This window comes from Aeromonas sp. 30P (genome assembly GCF_051919805.1).
Taxonomy (GTDB): domain Bacteria; phylum Pseudomonadota; class Gammaproteobacteria; order Enterobacterales; family Aeromonadaceae; genus Aeromonas; species Aeromonas veronii.
Genome location: NZ_JBQBEA010000001.1, coordinates 553,336 through 570,471 on the forward strand (window position 1 = coordinate 553,336; position 17,136 = coordinate 570,471).

Annotated in this window: 16 protein-coding genes and 2 pseudogenes; 6 read left to right on the forward strand and 12 right to left on the reverse strand. The window is 61.7% G+C overall.

Annotated features, from left to right (window positions below; all coding sequences use genetic code 11):
• Positions 1 to 31 precede the first annotated feature (31 nt).
• From menE to ACTG2B_RS02720, 6 genes and pseudogenes are all read right to left on the reverse strand, one after another.
• Positions 32 to 1,459: an o-succinylbenzoate--CoA ligase gene (menE, locus tag ACTG2B_RS02695; protein ID WP_439995162.1), complete on the reverse strand. Its 1,428-nt coding sequence runs from the start codon at positions 1,457 to 1,459 to the stop codon at positions 32 to 34.
• Positions 1,452 to 2,381 carry an o-succinylbenzoate synthase gene (gene menC / locus ACTG2B_RS02700; protein WP_439995163.1) on the reverse strand — a complete coding sequence of 310 codons (930 nt, stop codon included), beginning with the start codon at positions 2,379 to 2,381 and terminating at the stop codon, positions 1,452 to 1,454. Before menC ends, menE begins: the two co-directional genes overlap by 8 nt.
• Positions 2,381 to 3,241 (reverse strand): 1,4-dihydroxy-2-naphthoyl-CoA synthase, encoded by an 861-nt coding sequence (gene menB / locus ACTG2B_RS02705; protein WP_042081860.1) that lies wholly within the window; start codon positions 3,239 to 3,241, stop codon positions 2,381 to 2,383. Before menB ends, menC begins: the two co-directional genes overlap by 1 nt.
• The gene (gene menH / locus ACTG2B_RS02710) at positions 3,234 to 4,031 is read right to left on the reverse strand and encodes a 2-succinyl-6-hydroxy-2,4-cyclohexadiene-1-carboxylate synthase (protein WP_439995164.1); all 798 of its coding nucleotides are present in this window, start codon (positions 4,029 to 4,031) and stop codon (positions 3,234 to 3,236) included. The genes menB and menH overlap by 8 nt, the downstream gene beginning before the upstream one ends.
• A pseudogene (menD, locus tag ACTG2B_RS02715) lies at positions 3,991 to 5,747 on the reverse strand (2-succinyl-5-enolpyruvyl-6-hydroxy-3-cyclohexene-1-carboxylic-acid synthase). The gene menH and the pseudogene menD overlap by 41 nt, the downstream one beginning before the upstream one ends.
• Positions 5,748 to 5,779: 32 nt before the next feature.
• Positions 5,780 to 7,102, reverse strand: coding sequence for an isochorismate synthase (locus ACTG2B_RS02720; RefSeq protein ID WP_064335378.1), 1,323 nt, complete (start codon positions 7,100 to 7,102; stop codon positions 5,780 to 5,782).
• Between the two features lie 208 nt (positions 7,103 to 7,310).
• Between ACTG2B_RS02720 and ACTG2B_RS02725 the strand changes: the two genes are divergently transcribed.
• Both ACTG2B_RS02725 and ACTG2B_RS02730 read left to right on the forward strand, forming a co-directional pair.
• The gene (locus ACTG2B_RS02725) at positions 7,311 to 8,216 is read left to right on the forward strand and encodes a 1,4-dihydroxy-2-naphthoate polyprenyltransferase (protein WP_162519728.1); all 906 of its coding nucleotides are present in this window, start codon (positions 7,311 to 7,313) and stop codon (positions 8,214 to 8,216) included.
• 106 nt (positions 8,217 to 8,322) lie between these two features.
• Positions 8,323 to 8,538, forward strand: coding sequence for a DUF6500 family protein (locus tag ACTG2B_RS02730; RefSeq protein ID WP_033136028.1), 216 nt, complete (start codon positions 8,323 to 8,325; stop codon positions 8,536 to 8,538).
• Positions 8,539 to 8,608: 70 nt separating this feature from the next.
• Here the strand turns inward: ACTG2B_RS02730 and ACTG2B_RS02735 are convergent, their stop codons facing one another.
• Positions 8,609 to 10,003 carry a PepSY-associated TM helix domain-containing protein gene (locus ACTG2B_RS02735; protein WP_439995165.1) on the reverse strand — a complete coding sequence of 465 codons (1,395 nt, stop codon included), beginning with the start codon at positions 10,001 to 10,003 and terminating at the stop codon, positions 8,609 to 8,611.
• A gap of 268 nt (positions 10,004 to 10,271) precedes the next feature.
• Between ACTG2B_RS02735 and ACTG2B_RS02740 the strand changes: the two genes are divergently transcribed.
• Positions 10,272 to 10,679, forward strand: a complete 408-nt coding sequence (locus ACTG2B_RS02740) for a hypothetical protein (protein ID WP_069554668.1) — start codon at positions 10,272 to 10,274, stop codon at positions 10,677 to 10,679.
• A gap of 27 nt (positions 10,680 to 10,706) precedes the next feature.
• Here the strand turns inward: ACTG2B_RS02740 and ACTG2B_RS02745 are convergent.
• From ACTG2B_RS02745 to dbpA, 3 genes and pseudogenes are all read right to left on the reverse strand, one after another.
• Positions 10,707 to 10,802 (reverse strand): annotated as a pseudogene (locus ACTG2B_RS02745) (YkgJ family cysteine cluster protein); the annotation flags it as partial.
• A gap of 43 nt (positions 10,803 to 10,845) precedes the next feature.
• A complete protein-coding gene (locus ACTG2B_RS02750; RefSeq protein WP_005363120.1) occupies positions 10,846 to 11,136 on the reverse strand; it encodes a YkgJ family cysteine cluster protein in 291 nt (96 codons plus the stop codon).
• Positions 11,137 to 11,225: 89 nt separating this feature from the next.
• Positions 11,226 to 12,605, reverse strand: a complete 1,380-nt coding sequence (gene dbpA, locus ACTG2B_RS02755) for an ATP-dependent RNA helicase DbpA (protein ID WP_128834241.1) — start codon at positions 12,603 to 12,605, stop codon at positions 11,226 to 11,228.
• Positions 12,606 to 13,147: 542 nt separating this feature from the next.
• Here dbpA and ACTG2B_RS02760 point away from each other — a divergent pair.
• Positions 13,148 to 14,353, forward strand: a complete 1,206-nt coding sequence (locus ACTG2B_RS02760; RefSeq protein ID WP_439995166.1) for a NupC/NupG family nucleoside CNT transporter — start codon at positions 13,148 to 13,150, stop codon at positions 14,351 to 14,353.
• Between the two features lie 64 nt (positions 14,354 to 14,417).
• On the opposite strand, the gene ACTG2B_RS02765 is transcribed toward ACTG2B_RS02760, so the two are convergent.
• Positions 14,418 to 14,918: a metal-dependent hydrolase gene (locus ACTG2B_RS02765; protein ID WP_139430446.1), complete on the reverse strand. Its 501-nt coding sequence runs from the start codon at positions 14,916 to 14,918 to the stop codon at positions 14,418 to 14,420.
• 125 nt (positions 14,919 to 15,043) lie between these two features.
• Positions 15,044 to 15,493, reverse strand: a complete 450-nt coding sequence (locus ACTG2B_RS02770) for a YaiI/YqxD family protein (RefSeq protein WP_005335916.1) — start codon at positions 15,491 to 15,493, stop codon at positions 15,044 to 15,046.
• Positions 15,494 to 15,633: 140 nt separating this feature from the next.
• On the opposite strand from ACTG2B_RS02770, the gene zntB reads away from it, so the two are divergent.
• Both zntB and ACTG2B_RS02780 read left to right on the forward strand, forming a co-directional pair.
• Positions 15,634 to 16,599 (forward strand): zinc transporter ZntB, encoded by a 966-nt coding sequence (zntB, locus tag ACTG2B_RS02775; RefSeq protein WP_162506411.1) that lies wholly within the window; start codon positions 15,634 to 15,636, stop codon positions 16,597 to 16,599.
• Positions 16,600 to 16,612: 13 nt separating this feature from the next.
• Entirely contained in the window at positions 16,613 to 17,125 is a 513-nt protein-coding gene (locus ACTG2B_RS02780; RefSeq protein WP_005354921.1) for a mechanosensitive ion channel domain-containing protein, read from the forward strand.
• Positions 17,126 to 17,136: the final 11 nt, after the last annotated feature.

A 17,136-nucleotide genomic window follows, 5' to 3' on the forward strand; every position in this document is an offset into this window, starting at 1 on the left:
CAAAGAAGATCGGTAAATTGTGAGTCCGATCTCATTCAGCTTGTCGTGCCCGAGTGGTCTGTTGTCGGGCTACCTTGCCCAGCAGTTGGCGAGAGGGCTTGAGATTACCGCCAAGATCGGGCCAGGGGAGCCAGTGGTCGGGCACCATAAAGCCGGGCAGGGTGCTGCGGATCCAGGCAGCCAGTTCGGAGTCGGGAACCGGCTCGCCGTGCCAGTCGATAAAGGCGGCGGGGCGTTGCCCCCACTCGTCGCTCGGCACCGGCACCACCAGCGCTTGGGCGACAGCGGGATGATCTACCAGTCGCTGCTCGATGGTTTCGGGCTGGATGTTTTCGCCACCCGAGATGAAGAGGTTATCGAGCCGTCCCTCTACCAGCAGCTCCCCTGCCACAGTGAACCTCCCCTTGTCGCGGGTATGAAACCAGCCCTCGTTATCGAGGGGCAGTTCCAGCGCGCCATCCCGGTAGTAACCGGCGAACAGGGTGGTGCCGCGCACGCAGATCTCCTGCTCCCGGATGCACACCTCCCGTCCCGGTAGCGGTTTGCCAACTACGCCAGCATCGCCGGGGATAGCGGTGCAGACCTGACTGCCCATCTCGGAGAGACCATAGCTCACCTTGGGTTCGAGCCCCATGGCGCAGAGGCGACTTACCAGCGGCTGCGGGATGGCGGCGCCACCGAGCAGCAATTCGCGCAGGCGGGTACGGGCGGGATCAAAACCCTCTGCCAGCAGGCGCCAGAGCTGGGTCGGCACCAGCGAGAGATGGGTAATGGGTTGCTGTTCAAGCCGCGCCTTGAGCGGCTGACTGCGATCGTCCAGCACCAGAGTGGCGCCCGCCAAAAAAACCCGAAACAGGATGGCGTAACCGCCAACGTGAAACAGCGGCAGGGAGAGCAGCCAGCCGCACCCCTGATCGAGGGGGATCAGAGCGCCTGAACCGCGAGCCGAAGCCAGATGGTTGGCCAGCCGTTGTACCACGGCCTTCGGCGTACCACTGGAGCCGGAGGTGAGGATCATGTTGTTGAGCTGGGTCGATGCCAGCGGCCATGTTTCCTCGCTTGCTGGCAGTTCGTGCGTGAAGTCGAGCTGCAAGGGCTGCCAGTTGCCTGCCGGGATCTCCCCTGCCGACCAGAAGGCATCGGCATCGAGTTGTACCGCCAGTTCGCGCTGCTTTTCGAGAGGAAAGGCGGGGTTGAGCGGGCAGAACACCACACCGCTGCGCACGCAGGCCCACGCCAGCAGCACATCTTCCAGCGCACCGCGCACCACCGCTACCAGATGATCGCCACGACGCACTCCGGCTTGTTCCAGCTGTTGGCACAGGCTGTTGAGGCGGGCATCGAGTTGGCGGTAACTGAGGGGGGAGACTGCGTGGATGGCAATGCGGTTCGGGGCTGTGATTGCCCGGTGGCGTACCGGGCAAGGTGTCTGTTCGGGTGAACGGGAGGGGTCAATCACGGTAATACAGTTGCTCCAGTCGGCTCAGATCCGGTTTGCCATCTTCCCCCAGCAGATTGCCTGCCATCCAGCGGCGGGTATCCAGACCTGGCGCCTGTTCGGGAGCCCATTCGCCTGCCAGATGAAAGAGCTGGTTCAGGCCCAGATCCGATTCGAAACAGGAGGAGATGATCACCTTGAGCCGCAGTTCGCGGGCGCGGGCGATCAGCGCTTCGCTGTTGGCGAGTGAACCGAGCAGGGTAGGCTTGAGCACCAGCGCGCGCAGTTGCGGGATCGGCTCCCACGGCTTGCCTTGTGCCAGCAGCTCGTCCAGCGCCACCGGCATGCCGGTGCGGTTGGCGACAAAGGCGATGTCGGCAAAGTCGGCGCAGGGGTCTTCCAGATACTCGATGCGATTGGGGTCGAGGTGGCCGCAGAAGGTCCACGCCTCCTCGCGAGTCCAGCCCTGGTTGGCATCCAGCACCAGCTTGAGGGAGGGGAGGCGGTCGCACAGCAGGCGGATCAGTGCCAGCTCGTCACGCATCGGGTAACGCGCCACTTTCAGCTTGGCCTTGCCGGGCGTGCGGTGCAGCCACTCTTTCCAGTTGCGCAGCAGCTCCTGGGGGGAGCCTTGAATGAGGGGATAGGGCTCCGGCAGCGGGTTGCTCTGTTCGGGCCATGTCCGGCGCGCGCAGTCGAGGCCAAATAGCACCGACGGCAGCACGGGGTTCGGGGTGTCGCCAGCAGCCAAGGCTGCCAGCGTGGCAAGGGCTTCTGCCTCTGCCTGTTGCAGGCTCTCTTTCGAGAAGCCGGGCAGGGGGGCAATTTCCCCCCAGCCGTCGTTGATGCGCACCAACAGCCCCTCTCGCGCCACCTCCACCTTGCCGTGAAAGGTCAGGGGCTGGGTAAAAGGCAGTTGATAGCGATACAGGGCGAGTGTCATCAGGGGTTCCGCTTGTATTTGGAGAAGTCGGGGCGACGCTTTTCGTTGAAGGCGTTGCGGCCTTCCTGACCCTCTTCGGTCATGTAGAAGAGCATGGTGGCATTGCCCGCCAGCTCCTGCAAGCCCGCCTGACCATCACAGTCGGCATTGAGGGCGGCTTTCAGGCAACGCAGCGCCATCGGGCTGTTTTGCAGCATTTCGCGGCACCAGCGTACGGTTTCACGCTCCAGATCCGCCAGCGGCACAACGGTGTTGACCAGACCCATGTCGAGGGCTTGCTGGGCGTCGTACATGCGGCAGAGGAACCAGATTTCGCGGGCCTTCTTCTGGCCGACGATGCGAGCCATGTAGGAAGCACCCCAACCGCCGTCGAAGGAGCCTACTTTCGGGCCGGTCTGGCCAAACTGGGCGTTGTCGGCGGCGATGGTCAGGTCACACATCATGTGCAGCACGTGGCCGCCACCGACCGCGTAACCGGCCACCATGGCAACCACAGGTTTCGGGCAGGTGCGGATGTCGCGCTGGAAGTCGAGCACGTTGAGGTGGTGAGTCCCCTCGTCATCGCGATAGCCACCGTAGTCGCCACGGATCTTCTGGTCGCCGCCGGCGCAGAAGGCTTTCTCGCCAAAACCGGTCAGGATGATGGTGCCGATCTGATCGTCATAACGGGCATCGGCCAGCGCCTGCAGCATCTCTTTGACGGTACGGGGGCGGAAGGCGTTGCGCACCTGGGGGCGGTTGATGGTGATCTTGGCAATGCCATCGTTGGACTTGTGATAGAGGATGTCCTCGTAACCGGCGGAGCAATCTTGCCATTCAACAGGTGCATACAGTTCCGCTTCCGTCATTGCTTCAATCATGACTCGTCTCTTCTTGTTGGTTGACCCACTCCGCGAGGAGTCGGGCAAAGTTATCAGGCTGATGGGCATGCAGATTATGGCCGCCATCCAGCACCAAGTGGTTGATTCTGCGATCCTGGTTCGCCAGCTGGCAAGCCAGCTGATGGAATTTGTGATCCCGCTTGCCACTCACCCAGGTGACCGGCAGCTGGCTCGCCATGAGCCAGGGGGCGAGATCCGGCTGCTTGCCTAGCGAGGTGGCGCGCAGCATGGTGGCGATGCTCTGACCGTCGTTGCCAAGGCGGCGGGCGATCTGGCTGGCCCGGGCCGCATCGTCAAGATCGGCAAACACCCCTTGCCGGTACCAGTCTGCCAGCACGTCAGCCAGGGGCTCACGCTCGAAGCGCTGCGCCCACTGTTCATCGTGCTGGATGCGGGCGGCCCGTTCATTGTCTGGTAGCCCCGGGTGGCAGTTCTCCAGCAGCAGTCCCGATAGCCCCGCCGGCTCACGGCTGGCGTGATAGAGGGCCAGTCGCCCACCCAGCGAATAACCCGCCAGCAGATACCATTCAATGTTGCGGCTGGCCAGCTCGGCGACCAGCCACTGGTGGCTCTGCTCAAAGTCGCTGACGGTGAGAGCGCTATGCTGACCATGACCTGGCAGATCGAGGGCGATGCAGCGGATGGCGGGCAGCCGGTCGATCACCGGTTGCCAGTCGCCGCTATCCCCCAGCAGGCCGTGCAGTAGCACCAGTGGTACATTGGCATCTTTATTTGCCACGGATGGCGGCCCCCAGCGCCTTGAGATCATCGGCCACCTGCTCGCTCGGTACCCGGATCTCGATCAAGGTAACGCCATGTTTGAGGGCGGCGCGGTAATCGCGTTCGAACTCGGGCAGGGTGGTCGGCGCCCGATAGGCGAGACCAAACATGGCGGCGGCATGTTCAAAGCTGAGTCGTGGGGCAGTCGATAGTAGCTCTCCAGCAACTCCCCTTCGGTGGGTACTGGCAACATACGGAAGATGCTGCCGCCATCGTTGTTGAGCAGGATCACCACCAGCGGTCGGCTCGCCTTGCTGAGCAGGGCGAGGCTATTGAGATCGTGCAGGGCGCTGAGATCCCCAAGCAGCAGGGTGGTGGGCTCATCGCTGTCCGGCTCGATCGATTGGGCAAACCCGTAGGCGGTGGCGATCAGGCCATCGATGCCGGAGGCGCCGCGGTTGGTCATCACCCGGCTCGGCCCCTTGCCCGTTTCGCCGAGCATATCCATCAGTCGGGCTGGCATGCTGTTGCCGACAAACAGTTGCCCTTCGATCAGGCGGTTGAGGCGATGGCAGACCCCAAGTTCGGAGAAGTGCTCGCAGGCAGCGGCGATCTGCTGGCTTGCGTTGTGTTGCCGCTCGGCCAATGTGTGCCAAGGGGCTTGTGTGGTGACCGGATGGGCTGCAGCAAAGGCGCTGGCGCTGCAGAGCAGCCGGTTGCGCAGCCGGTAGTCGGGATCGAGCCGCGCCGGTTGCGGATCCACCAGCCAGTAATCCTGCCATGAATGGTGCTTGATGAACTGGCCAAGCCGCTTGGAGACAAGCCGCGCGCCAAATTGCAGCAGCACCTCGGCGCGGCCCAGCTCGGCGACGAATTCAGGGTCGTTGAGCGCCATATCCATGTGGATGAGGTTGCGGCTATCGAAGCGGATCTGGCTCTGCAGATCTGCCAGCAACGGCCAGCCAAGTTGCTCTGCCAGTTCGGCGACCACCTGTGCCTGTTCGGGGTCAGTGATCCTGCCGGCGACAATAATGCCGCGCTGTTGGCGAAAGGTTTCCCACTCCGCCTGAGGTGGGCAGCTCGGCTCGTTTTGCTGCCACGGGCTCCACGGCTTGCGCGAGCCGAGCCAGTCACCGAGGGGGGCCAGATAGTCGGAGAAATCCTGATAGTGCTCGCCCGGGTAGAGGGGCTCGGGGTACATGCAGTTGAAGTGCACCACCCCGGGGGTGAGCGCCTGTTTGGCCAGCGCCTGATCCACCGAGCTCAGTACAAACGCCGCCGGAATGGTCGGGGTGGGGCTCGGCAGGTTCTGCTGATAGACGGGGTAGCGGCCGAAGATCCCCTGCTGGTCGATCGCCTGATTGGCGCCGTTGTCGATAAGCTCGTGAGGGCGATCGGCGGAGAGAATAATCAGCGGTACGCCGGTGAGCTGGGCCTCTGCCACGGCGGGCCAGAGGTTGGCCACCGCGGTGCCCGACGTCATGATCACCGCCACCGGCCGGTTGCTCCCCTTGGCCAGCCCGAGCGCCATAAAGCCGAGGCCGCGCTCGTCAAAGTGCAAGTGACGACGAAAGCCCTGATGGGCCGCGGCTGCCATGGTCAGCGGCGCAGAGCGGGAGCCGGGGGCCAGCGCGATGTCGCGCACCCCGAGGCGAAAGAGCTCCTCCAGCAAGAGGGAGGACCAGACGTGGTTGAAGGTGGCGTGCAGGTTGGCAAACTCGGTGCAGGCAGACGCTTCGCTGGCAGGCTCTTTACGGGTGGACATAGGGGCTCTCGTAGCGTGAAAAGGGTGAATGACTATCCCAGCAGGGAGAGCACATTGGCGATCTTGTTGTCGAGTTCGGCCCACTCGGCGACAGGCTCGGAACCGGCGACAATGCCGGCACCGGCAAACAGGGTGACGCTGCCCGGTTGAATACGGGCGCTGCGAATGGCGACCGAGAACTCGGACGTCTCCCGACTCAGCATGCCGCAGGCTCCGGCGTACCAGCCCCGATCGTAGGGCTCGAACTCGCGGATAAAGGCGAGGGCTGCCTCGCGCGGAGCGCCGCCCACCGCCGGAGTCGGGTGGAGGGCGTCGAGCAACTGCCAGTCGCAGACCCCGGGCTTGAGCTCGGCTTCGATATCGCACTTGAGGTGTTGCAGCAGCCGCAGTTTGAGAATGCGCGGCTCGGTCAGGGTGGCATCGTGGGTCAGTGGCGCCAGACGGCTGAGTATGTCGGCGTGTACCAGCCGGTTCTCCAGCCGGTTCTTGCTGTCGGCCAGCAGCTCGGCGGCAAGTTGGGCATCGACCTCTTCATCGCCGGAGCGGCGAATGGTGCCCGCCAGCGCCTCGGTAAAGAGGTGGCGATCTTCCCGGCGGTAGAGCCGCTCGGGAGAACAGGCGATAAAGGCCTGCTCGGGGGAGAATTGAAAACCGAAGTGGAAGCAGTCCTGGGCGTGGCGGGCCCACTGGTCGAGCATGGCCCAGGGATTGATATCCGCATCATGGTTCGGACTGGTCAGCAGGCTCTCCCGCGATAGCACCACCTTGGGAGTGTGCGCCTGAAAATCGGAGGCGGTGACGCGCTCCACCAGCGTCTGCCACTGGGCGGGGCCGGGGCAATCCTGTCGCTGCCAGGGCTGTTTTTGCAGGACGGGCAGCGGGGCTTCCGGGCGCAGGGCATCGAGGGCGGCTTCGGCCGCCTGCAGTTCGGCCTCGAGATTGTTTTCATCCAGCCATAGGTTGAGGCAGAGACTGACGCACTCGCCACGGCGCACCAGCTCGATGCGGGGCAGCACGAAACGGCAGGGGCCAAACCCTTGCCAGCCGGATTGGGCCGGATCGAACGCCAGTCCGCCATAGTAGCGAGGGCTGTCGTCATGATGCTGGTTGGCTGTGTTCGTGCACACCTGCTTGATGGCGTGCGGTTCGGTCAGTTCATGGATGGCGCCCAGCGCGACATACTCGGGACGAGCTTCTCCACGGGCCTGCCAGTAGATGCGGGGATAGAGGGTTTGCGCCGCGAGCCAGCCCAGAAAGGAGCGGATTTCGATCGCCACTCGCAACCGTACGAAGCCGCTGACGTTGCTGTGACGCAGGGCGTCCAGTTGTTGCTTGATATGGGTCTGAGCCAACATGGATTCTTTTCTGAGCCGGGTAGTAACGAGCGATCCGGTAGCTGGATGCCGTAGGTTTATGCCAAAGGGCGATGATTTCCTATATATTATCTGCCCATTCGTCCATGTAAATCGCCCGCGGGAGCTTCACTCTCCGGGGCCAAGTATACCCAAATCCGGTTCGATAACCCTTAACACGATCAATATCCGATTGTTTGGCCATCACAAAATGACAAATACCTTCTCTGTTTGGTTGCTGGCGGCGCGTTTGCGAACATTGCCGCTCGCCTGCTCTTCCATCCTGCTGGGCTCGGGGCTGGCTGCCAGTCGTGGTGCCTTCGATGGCACCATCATGGCGCTCTCCCTGCTGACCGCCATCCTGCTGCAGATCCTCTCCAATCTGGCCAACGACTACGGCGATGCGGTCTCCGGCGCCGACAACGGTGAACGGATCGGCCCGCAGCGGGCGGTGGTCTCCGGTCTTATCACCAAAAAGCAGATGTGCGTGGCGATGGGGCTGACTGCGCTGGCGGCGGTGGCCAGTGGCCTGCTGCTGTTGGGCTGTGCCTTCGGTGGCCAGTGGCTGCAGATTTTGGCGTTTGTGGTGCTGGGTGGCGCAGCGATTGTCGCGGCGGTGACCTACACCGTCGGCAAGACCCCTTACGGCTATCGCGGGTTTGGCGACATCTCGGTGTTCCTCTTCTTCGGTCTGCTTGGGGTGCTCGGCTCCTACTACCTCTTCACCAAGACGCTGGAGTGGGATCTGTTGCTACCCGCCACCGCCTGTGGCCTGCTGGCCACCGCCGTGCTCAATATCAACAATGTGCGTGACATCGAGACCGACGCCGCCAGCGGCAAGATCACCCTGGCGGTGCGCCTTGGCCGCAACCGCGCCATCGCTTATCACTGGGTACTGCTGGGGGCGGCGCTGCTGGCAACCATCGCCTTTATCCTGACCCAGCCCGCCAGTTTCTGGCCGTGGATCTTCCTGCCCGCCATGAAGCCTCTCAGCGATGCGGCCCGCACCTTGCGCGAAAGCTACGATGGCGAGGTGCTGACAGGGGCCCTCAAGAAGACCGCCATCAGCGCGTTTCTGTTCAGCCTGCTGCTCTCCATCGGGTTGGCGCTCTCCTGATGATCGACCTGCTTGTTGTTATGTGAAACGGGCTCCCGAGGCGGGAGCCCTTTTTGTGTGCCGATGCAACGCGTTGGTACTGAATCAGTCAGACAGGAAGATTGCCATGCGTGCATCACTCAAACAGAAAATCATTCAGGTATGCCAGCAGAAAATCGCCCAGAAGGGGGAGACGGTCGGGCTCTCCTTTTATGCTTTTTTTGCCAATCGCAATGACGATCCCGATTTGTTGATGGAGGCGGCGACCTGGTGGATCCAGACCCACAAGCTCGATCACTTCGAGAAGGCCAAGAAAATTCTCTTGTTAGTCGAGCAGGAGTGATAGTCGGCAGCCATGAAACAGAGAGGGTTCCCAAGCGGGAGCCCTCTCTGTTGGTTAATGATGTTATTGACTAGCTGGCGCGTGCCACCCTTAGAGGGCGGCGGGAGAAAATCAGGGTATCCAGCAGCCAGAGGGCGACCATGGAGGCGCCCACCAGCGGGAAGGCTATCCCCAGCAGGATCAGCAGGGCGATGGCGCCACGCATCGGCGGGAGTTTGGCGGGCAGCGGCGGCGCGGCGAGACGGCCATGCGGACGGCGGCACCACCAGATCCACAGACCGCTCACGGCGCTGGCCAGCACCATCAGGCAGACAAGCAGCATAGCAAGCTGATGGGGCCAGCCGTAGAGCTTGCCCATGTGCAGCATGACGCCGCTCTCCACCGTTTTGGCGACCGGGCCGTAATCCTGCCAGCGCACATCGGCCAGCACCTTGCCGCTGTATTGATCGATATGCAGGGTGGCGTCGTTGCGCGGATCGTCGGCAAACAGGGCGATGGTGTAGACGCCGGTAACGCCGACCGGCGGGGTGATGCTGTAACCCGGTTGGACTCCCCGCTCATGGGCGATCTCGACCACCTGTTGCAGCGCAATGCGCTGGCTGGCCATCACCACTCCCTCATGCTCGCCGTGGTTCATGGCACCGTGATCGTGCCCCTCATCGACCGGCTGCGAGCTGGGCATGGGGGTGTTCTCCACCGCCCAGGGAACGGTCTGCTCGTGGGCCTGATTCAGGCTGCGAGCCAGCGGTGCCGATTTGGGCACCTCGTTCCACATGGCGGCGGGGAAGCGGTTCCAGACCGCGGCGAACTGATCGCCCCAGAAGCCGGTCCAGGTCATGCCGCTCAACAGCAACAGCAGCAGGAAACCGGCGCCCCAGAAGCCGACCACGGCGTGCAGATCCCGCCACCAAAGGCGTCCGCGCTGGTTCACTCTGGGCCAGAGGATGCCGCCCACCCCGGGCCCCTTGCGTGGCCACCAGAGGTAGAGGCCGCTCAGCAGCAGTACCAGCCCCCAGCCTGCAGCCAGTTCGATCAGCCGATCCCCCGTGGTGCCGAGCAGCAGGTCGGCGTGCAGGGAGCGAGCCACCGCTTGCAGATTCCACTTGTTGTCCATGGTGCCGAGCAGGGCGCCGCTGGCGGGATCCATAAACAGGGTCAGTTCCTGTTCACCCCGATTGACGATGAACTGAGCGCTCAGGTCGGGAGCGGCAGGCGGCAGGTATTTACGCAGGCTGGCATCCGGCATGGTCATCATCGCCTTGGCCAGCAGCTGGTCGGCACTCAGGGTCTGGCTGGCGGGGGCGACCTTCATCAGCTCGGGGTACATCAGGTTGTCGAGCTGGGGTTTGAACAGATAGACGATCCCGGTCAGTGACAGCAGGATCAGGAAAGGGGCGACAAAGAGACCGGCGTAGAAGTGCCAGCGCCAGATCCGTTGGTAATGACTCGAGTCCCTGTTTTTCATTGCACATCCTTGTTGAGGTGCCAAACCTTTCGGCAGGTGGAATGTTTGTGGCGGCGCGGATAATAGCAGTAACGTTTCGTTAACTGCAATCGCACATCTTGATATCGATTCAGTGCGGGATGTGGGTAACATGAGGTGCCGACGGTTTGCTGGATAGAATGACCACGCTTTGGGGAAAGCCTGTTTGCTGCTGGACTTTTCCTTATAAATTATTACCTTGTGGTAACAATTTGCAGGCGGTTGTGGTGGTAACGGAATGGGAGCAGTCATGCAGCCACATGGGCAATTTGACATGGAGCGCAGGGGCCAGATGCTGATCTGCCGCCCGAGTGGCCCTTTCAATCTGGCTGGTGCCATGGCCTATGAGGCGCGCTTTCGTCACGAACTGGCCGGTCTGATGGATGGCCCCTGGGGGATTGTCGAGGTCGCGACCGAGTTTGAAGCTGCCGGGCCCGAGGTGCTGGCCCGTTTTCGTCGCCAGTTTGGCTGGTGTGCCGAGAGTGGCTGTCAGTTTCTGGCGGTGGTTTTCGTAGGGGGCTTCAAGCGCTATCTGGCGGATAACATCTTCAAGGGATTACCCTTTCGGGCGGTACGTTACTTCGAGCAGGAGGCTGCGGCCATCCAGTGGCTGGGAGAGCAGCTCAACATCGCTCCCTGTGAACCTGCGAGCGCTTGACCACCCCGCTCCCCGCGTGGACGGGCTTCACTCCAGCTTGATAAACCACTTGTCCCGCTCGTCAACGCAGTCGGGTTCACCCATTTCGAATTTGCGGCAGATCAGCGGCCGTACCTCGTACATGGATGGGGCACATCATCGTGGTGAGTGCATTCGAGGAGCCTGGTTAATCCAGCTTGATAAACCACTTGTCCCGCTCGTCAACGCAGTCGGGTTCACCCATTTCGAATTCGCGGCAGATCAGCGGTCGCACCTCGTAGATACGGCACATCATGGTGTTGCGGTCGAGGGCGGCGCACCAGCCATCGTCCAGCCGGCGCATGACCGGTATCTCGCCTTCCCGTTCCAGTACATAACGGTCCGGCACGCCGGTATCGGTAAAGAGCATCACTTCGAGGCGGCAGCAGCAGGCTTCGCAGTTCTGGCAGCTCACATCGGTTTGGATTGCTTGGGTCATGGTGCCTGTCTTGCCGCATGGCGGCATCGGAGATATGAAACAGGCGCCTGTCAGGCGCCTGTGGTCTGGCTAACGGCTTGCAAAAAACCTTAGCCCAGTTTGCGGGCGCGATAGCTGCGACCCTTGATCTTGCCTTCCTGCAACCGCTTGAGGGCGGCGCTCGCCACGCTGCGCTTCACCGCGACGTAGGAGTACTGTTCGGAGATCTGGATCTTGCCCACGTCGGCGCCGGCAATGCCACCTTCACCGGTCAGGGCACCCAGAATGTCACCGGCCCGCACCTTGGTCTTGCGGCCTGCGTCGATGGAGAGGGTCACCATCTGCGGGGCGATCGGCTTGATGTCGCGGCCGATGCTGTCGAGATCACCCAGCGGCATCGGAGCCTGCTGGTACTCTTCGATAAAGTTGACGCGCTGGGCCTCGTTCGGCTGATAGAGACTCAGGGCCAGACCCTGCTGGCCGGCACGACCGGTACGGCCGATGCGGTGCACGTGCACTTCGGGATCATAGGTGAGCTCGTAGTTGATGACGGCGCCCAGTTCCTTGATGTCGAGGCCGCGGGCCGCCACATCGGTGGCCACCAGAATGGTGGCGCTGCCGTTGGCAAAGCGCACCAGCACCTGATCCCGCTCGCGCTGTTCCAGATCGCCGTTCAGCGCCAGCGCCGAGAAGCCCTTGGCGGCCAGATGGTCGGCCACGTCGTTACAGGCGCGCTTGGTGTTGCAGAACACCACGCAGGAGCTGGGCTGGTAGTGGCTCAGCAGCCAGGTGAGGGCGTCGAGGCGCTGACCGGCAGGCACTTCGTAGAGCTTCTGTTCGATGGCGCTCCCCTCGTGCAGGGACTCCACGCTCACCTCGACCGGATTGCGCTGCACGCCTCGGCTCATCTGGGCGATCCCTTCCGGATAGGTCGCGGAGAAGAGCAGGGTCTGGCGGCGCTCGGGGGCATAGCTGATGACCCGGTTGATATCTTCGCCAAAGCCCATGTCCAGCATGCGATCCGCTTCGTCCAGCACCAGCGTCTTGAGGCCGGAGAGCTCCAGCGTGCCTTGCTCCAGATGCTTGAGAATACGACCCGGGGTGCCGACGGCGATGTGGGCACCAAAGCTCAGGGTGGCGGACTGCGGTGCGGTCGGGGTGCCGCCGCACAGGGTGACCAGCTTGACGTTGGGCAGGGCGCGCGCCAGACGGCGGATCTCGGTGGCCACCTGATCCGCCAGTTCGCGGGTCGGGCAGAGTACCAGCGCCTGCACTTCGAGGCGGTTGACGTTGAGCTTGGCCAGCAGGCCGAGGCCGAAGGCGGCGGTCTTGCCGCTGCCGGTTTTTGCCTTGGCAATCAGGTCTTTGCCATCGAGCACCAGGGGCAGGCTCTGGGCCTGGATCGGGGTCATCTGCAGGTAACCCAGGCTGGTGAGGTTCTCTTGCAGGGCGGGGGAGAGATTGAGGCTGCTAAATTCGCTGTTGTTCACAAAAGGACTCTATTTCGGAGAAAACGGGGATGCGCGAGCGCTAAGGCCGCGCATCATACCAGAATGTGGCGCCGGATGTGGCGGATTTTTGAACGGCTGGCCACGAGGGGCCATGAAAGGTTCATTTGTTGCCAAACCGATCGCGGACGAGCACCGACAATGCGATAAGGACTATTTTTCAAACACTCATCTAATTATTTATTGCGGATAAACGTTTTCTATTTTCAGTGTTTTAATATAATGGCTGGAAAATATTCCACGAGTAGTTATTGCGCCATAGGGAATGTTGCAAAAATGCTGATGAAATATTTTCAAAGAACATGAAAACGGCGCCAACCTTACCCAGTGCGATGTTTTTAAAGGAATTTATATTTCCATGTTGCGCGATTAATATCAGTTCATTGCACAATTAATTTAAAAACGTTTGTATTATCCTGCCTCCATAATATTGCGCGGGATTGTGATGGCTATCTGATTTTTAAATGTGCAAATGTCTATGATGGCGCCGGTCAAAAATTACAATTTACTCAGGTGCTACAGGTATGGAATACGTTCACTTTGTGCTCGGACTGGTGATGGTCCTCGCTCTCTCTCTGCTGGCTAACCGCCACAACTGGAAACAGATCAAACTGCGTTATATCGGCCAACTGCTGGTGGTCGAACTGGCGCTGGCCTGGTTCATGCTGAACTCGGAAGTGGGTCTGGCGGTGGTGGGTGGTTTCGCGGCCGGCTTCACCAAGTTGATGGAGTTTGCCAAACAGGGTACCGACTTCGTGTTCGGTGGCTTGGTCAACGAAGGGGCCTTCTCCTTCTTCCTGATGGTGCTGATGCCCATCGTTTTCATCTCCGTGCTGATCGGTATTCTGCAGTACATCCGTCTGCTGCCGCTGGTGATCCGCGGTATCGGTACCGTGCTGGCCAAGATCAACGGCATGGGCAAGCTGGAATCTTTCAACGCCATCAGCTCGATGATCGTCGGCCAGTCCGAGAACTTCATCGCCCTCAAGAACATCCTGCCGCACCTGAACGAGAAGCAGATGTACACCCTGGCTGCGACTGCCATGTCCACTGTATCCATGTCCATCGTCGGTGCCTACATGCAGCTGATCGAGCCGCGCTACGTGGTTGCCGCGCTGGTGCTCAACATGTTCAGTACCTTCGTCGTGCTCTCTCTGATCAACCCCTACGAGCCGGATAACTCCGTGACCGACATCAAGGCCATTGCCGAAGGTGACGAGCACCACACCCCGAAGAAAGAGAACTTCTTCGAGATGCTGGGTGAGTACATCATGGCTGGTTTCACCGTTGCCGTGATCGTGGGTGCCATGCTGGTGGGCTTCATCGCCCTGATTGCCCTGATCAACTACCTGTTCGAGATGACATTTGGCGTGAACTTCCAGTTCGTCATGGGCTACCTCTTCTACCCGATCGCCTGGATCCTGGGTATCCCGAGTGGTGAAGCGCTGCAAGCCGGCTCCATCATGGCGACCAAGCTGGTGACCAACGAGTTCGTGGCGATGATGGATCTGGGCAAGGTGGCTGCCGAGCTCTCTCCGCGCACCGTCGGCATCCTCTCCATCTTCATGGTCTCTTTCGCCAACTTCAGCTCCATCGGCATCATCGCCGGTGCGGTAAAAGCGCTGAACGAAGAGAAGGGAAACATGGTTTCCCGCTTCGGTCTGAAGCTGGTCTACGGTTCTACCCTGGTCAGCCTGCTCTCTGCTGTTATCGCAGGCATCATGATCTGATCCTCTAGTGGTTCGCACCACTGCTTGGGCCCCTGACCTCGTCAGGGGCTTTTTTGTTTCTGGCTTACAGCTGCCAGCCGCACCACCAGCCGGCAACCAGCAGGGTGAGGGTGCAAAAGCCGGTTTCGATGGCGCCGCCACTGCGCAGCGGCCAGCCCGGCAGCCGGAAGCGGCGTTTGATGGGCCAGAAGAGCGGAATGCCCGCCGGGGTGAGCCAATCCCCCAGCAGATGGCTGAGGTAGCCGACGATGAGTGCATCCTTGACCCCCATGGGCAGGGTGTCCGGCGGCAGGCTCTGGTTCAGTCCCCAGATAGCGGCGGCGACCGCCAGCAGACTGTGGGTGAAGCCGCGATGGCCGAACAGCCGCGACAGAGGTTTCGAGATCCACGGCAGGCGCTGCCCCAGCACCGATTTGGGGTGGTCGAGGTCGGGCAACAGGGCGCTGGCCAGCGCGGCAGGGATGGTCTGCCACAGGCTGGCATCGGCCAGTGCCGGAGTGAGCTGCAGTTTATGGGCGATCAGGGTGCAGGTAACGGAGAAGAGCAGGTGCCCTTGGGCGGTCATGATGATTACGGCGTGGACAAGATGGCGGCGCATCTTACCAGCCTGACGGTTGTGGTCAGCTCTTATTTTAAAAATCAGGATGTTACGGCGAAAAAGCGCCCAAGCAGGGCGCCTTTAGGGTCTCTTTACAGCTTGCCTTTGACCAGCCACTTGTCGAGGGCGTTGGCAAAACGCTGTTTGTCGGCGGCATTGAAGGGGGCCGGGCCGCCGGTCTGCACGCCGGCTGAACGCAACTCTTCCATAAAGTTGCGCATGCCGAGCCGCGCCTTGATGGTCTCGCGGGTGTAGATCTCGCCACGGGGATTGAGCGCCTCGCCACCGGCATCGATCACCCAGGAGGCGAGGGGGATGTCGCCGGTGATCACCAGATCGCCGGGCTGAACCTGCTGGGCGATGACATGATCTGCCACATCGAATCCCTTTTCCACCTGCTGGGTTTTAATGAAAGGCGAGGGGGGCACCCGCAACCCCTGATTGGCCACCAGGGTGGTGACGACCTGGGCGCGGTGGGCGGCGCGGTAGAGGATCTCCTTGACCGGAATGGGGCAGGCATCGGCATCAACCCAGATGGGCATGGCATGGTTTCCTGTAGTTAAAGCGGATGGAAAACGAGAGCGGCCATGTTAACACAGGCCTCCCCTTCCCGGCGCGGGGCTGAGTCGGCCCCGCCTTTGGTGTAAGCTGGGGCCAGCACATGAAACGAGAAGGAGACGAGATGGATCGGGTGCCCGGTGAAGTGATTTATGCCCTGACCCTGGATGGCAAGGGTGGCATGGCGCCGCTGACAGCGGGAAGCGAAGTCCCGGCGGGACATCCCGGCTGGCTGCATCTGGATTACGGCAATCCCGATTCGGCGCGCTGGCTGTTGCAGACACCCTTGCTCAGCGAGGCGGCCAGGGAGTCGCTGCTCGGCCAGAGCAATCGTCCCAAGCTGGTGCGGATGGGGGAGACGGTGCTGCTGATCCTACGCGGCATCAACCACAACAAGGATCACAGGCCCGAAGAGATGGTGGCGCTGCGCATCTTCATCACCCCGGATCTCATCATCAGCAGCCGTCGTCGTCCGCTGCTCTCCGAGCAGGATGTGTTCAACCAGCTCAAGCTGGGGGGCGGCGCCGATACCCCGGCCGACTGGCTGGTGGAGATCTGCGATGCCCTGACCGATCGGGCGGGGGAGTTTGTCGAGGAGCTGCACGACAAGATCCTCGATCTGGAGGAGATGGTGCTGATGCGCGACATGCCCGCCAATGGCCGCTTGGCGCTGATCCGCAAGCAGCTCATCATGATCCGCCGTTACCTCTCCCCCCAGCGGGATCTGGTGGCGCGGCTGGCCAACGAGAAGATCAGCTGGCTGGATGAGGATGACCGCCGTCGTCTGCTCGATATCGCCGATCGGCTGCGGCGCTGGCTCGATGACCTCGATGCCGGGGTGGCGCGCACCGCTGTGCTGGCAGACGAGATCAACAATTTGATGGCGGAGGCAACCAATCGCCGCGCCTACCAGATGTCGGTGATGGCGCTGCTCTTTTTGCCTGCCAGCTTCCTGACCGGCCTGTTTGGCATCAACCTCGGCGGTATCCCCGGTGCCGAGAATCCGACCGCCTTCTGGGTCTTCTGCGGTTCGCTGGTGGCGCTGGCAAGCGGGCTGGCTATCTGGCTCAAGCATCGGCGCTGGTGGTAAGGAGGCATAACCCATGTGGCAATCAATTGGCCTGACCCTGCTGCTGTTGCTGGGTCATACCCTGATCCGGCGGCTGATTCACAAGAGCCTGCTGGCGCTCGGTCAGAGCAGGCAGGTGAGCGAGAACCGGGTGCTCTACGTGGCCCATGTGTTCCACTTCCTGCTCGGCTGCGCCACCTTGCTGGTGCTGGCCGGGGTGTGGGGGCTCGACTTCTCCCGACTGGTGGTGCTCGCGTCCTCCTTCTTTGCGGTACTGGGGGTCGCCATGGTCGCCCAGTGGTCGATCCTCTCCAACATCACCGCCAGCATCACCATCTTCTTTGCCTTCCCCTACAAGATTGGCGACCGGATACGCATCCTCGACAAGGACGATTCGGTCACCGGCGTCATCACCGAGATTGGCCTCTTCTACGTGCGGGTACGGGATGACAACGGTGATCTGGTCACCTATCCGGCCAACCTGATCCTGCAAAAGCCGGTCAGGAAGCTGGAGGGCAAGGTGGCGGAACCGCTGCAACCGGAATAGAAAGCAACCGG

Excerpts from the sequence above, each read along its gene's own strand:
- ACTG2B_RS02730 (WP_033136028.1), top strand. The coding sequence starts at position 8,323 with ATGCGTGCATCACTCAAACAGAAAATCATTCAGGTATGCCAGCAGAAA.
- ACTG2B_RS02750 (WP_005363120.1), bottom strand. The coding sequence starts at position 11,136 with ATGACCCAAGCAATCCAAACCGATGTGAGCTGCCAGAACTGCGAAGCC.
- ACTG2B_RS02740 (WP_069554668.1), top strand. The coding sequence starts at position 10,272 with ATGCAGCCACATGGGCAATTTGACATGGAGCGCAGGGGCCAGATGCTG.
- ACTG2B_RS02720 (WP_064335378.1), bottom strand. The coding sequence starts at position 7,102 with ATGTTGGCTCAGACCCATATCAAGCAACAACTGGACGCCCTGCGTCAC.
- zntB (WP_162506411.1), top strand. The coding sequence starts at position 15,634 with ATGGATCGGGTGCCCGGTGAAGTGATTTATGCCCTGACCCTGGATGGC.
- menH (WP_439995164.1), bottom strand. The coding sequence starts at position 4,031 with ATGATCTCAAGGCGCTGGGGGCCGCCATCCGTGGCAAATAAAGATGCC.
- ACTG2B_RS02780 (WP_005354921.1), top strand. The coding sequence starts at position 16,613 with ATGTGGCAATCAATTGGCCTGACCCTGCTGCTGTTGCTGGGTCATACC.
- ACTG2B_RS02735 (WP_439995165.1), bottom strand. The coding sequence starts at position 10,003 with ATGAAAAACAGGGACTCGAGTCATTACCAACGGATCTGGCGCTGGCAC.
- ACTG2B_RS02765 (WP_139430446.1), bottom strand. The coding sequence starts at position 14,918 with ATGACCGCCCAAGGGCACCTGCTCTTCTCCGTTACCTGCACCCTGATC.
- ACTG2B_RS02770 (WP_005335916.1), bottom strand. The coding sequence starts at position 15,493 with ATGCCCATCTGGGTTGATGCCGATGCCTGCCCCATTCCGGTCAAGGAG.
- menB (WP_042081860.1), bottom strand. The coding sequence starts at position 3,241 with ATGATTGAAGCAATGACGGAAGCGGAACTGTATGCACCTGTTGAATGG.
- ACTG2B_RS02760 (WP_439995166.1), top strand. The coding sequence starts at position 13,148 with ATGGAATACGTTCACTTTGTGCTCGGACTGGTGATGGTCCTCGCTCTC.
- ACTG2B_RS02725 (WP_162519728.1), top strand. The coding sequence starts at position 7,311 with ATGACAAATACCTTCTCTGTTTGGTTGCTGGCGGCGCGTTTGCGAACA.
- menC (WP_439995163.1), bottom strand. The coding sequence starts at position 2,381 with ATGACACTCGCCCTGTATCGCTATCAACTGCCTTTTACCCAGCCCCTG.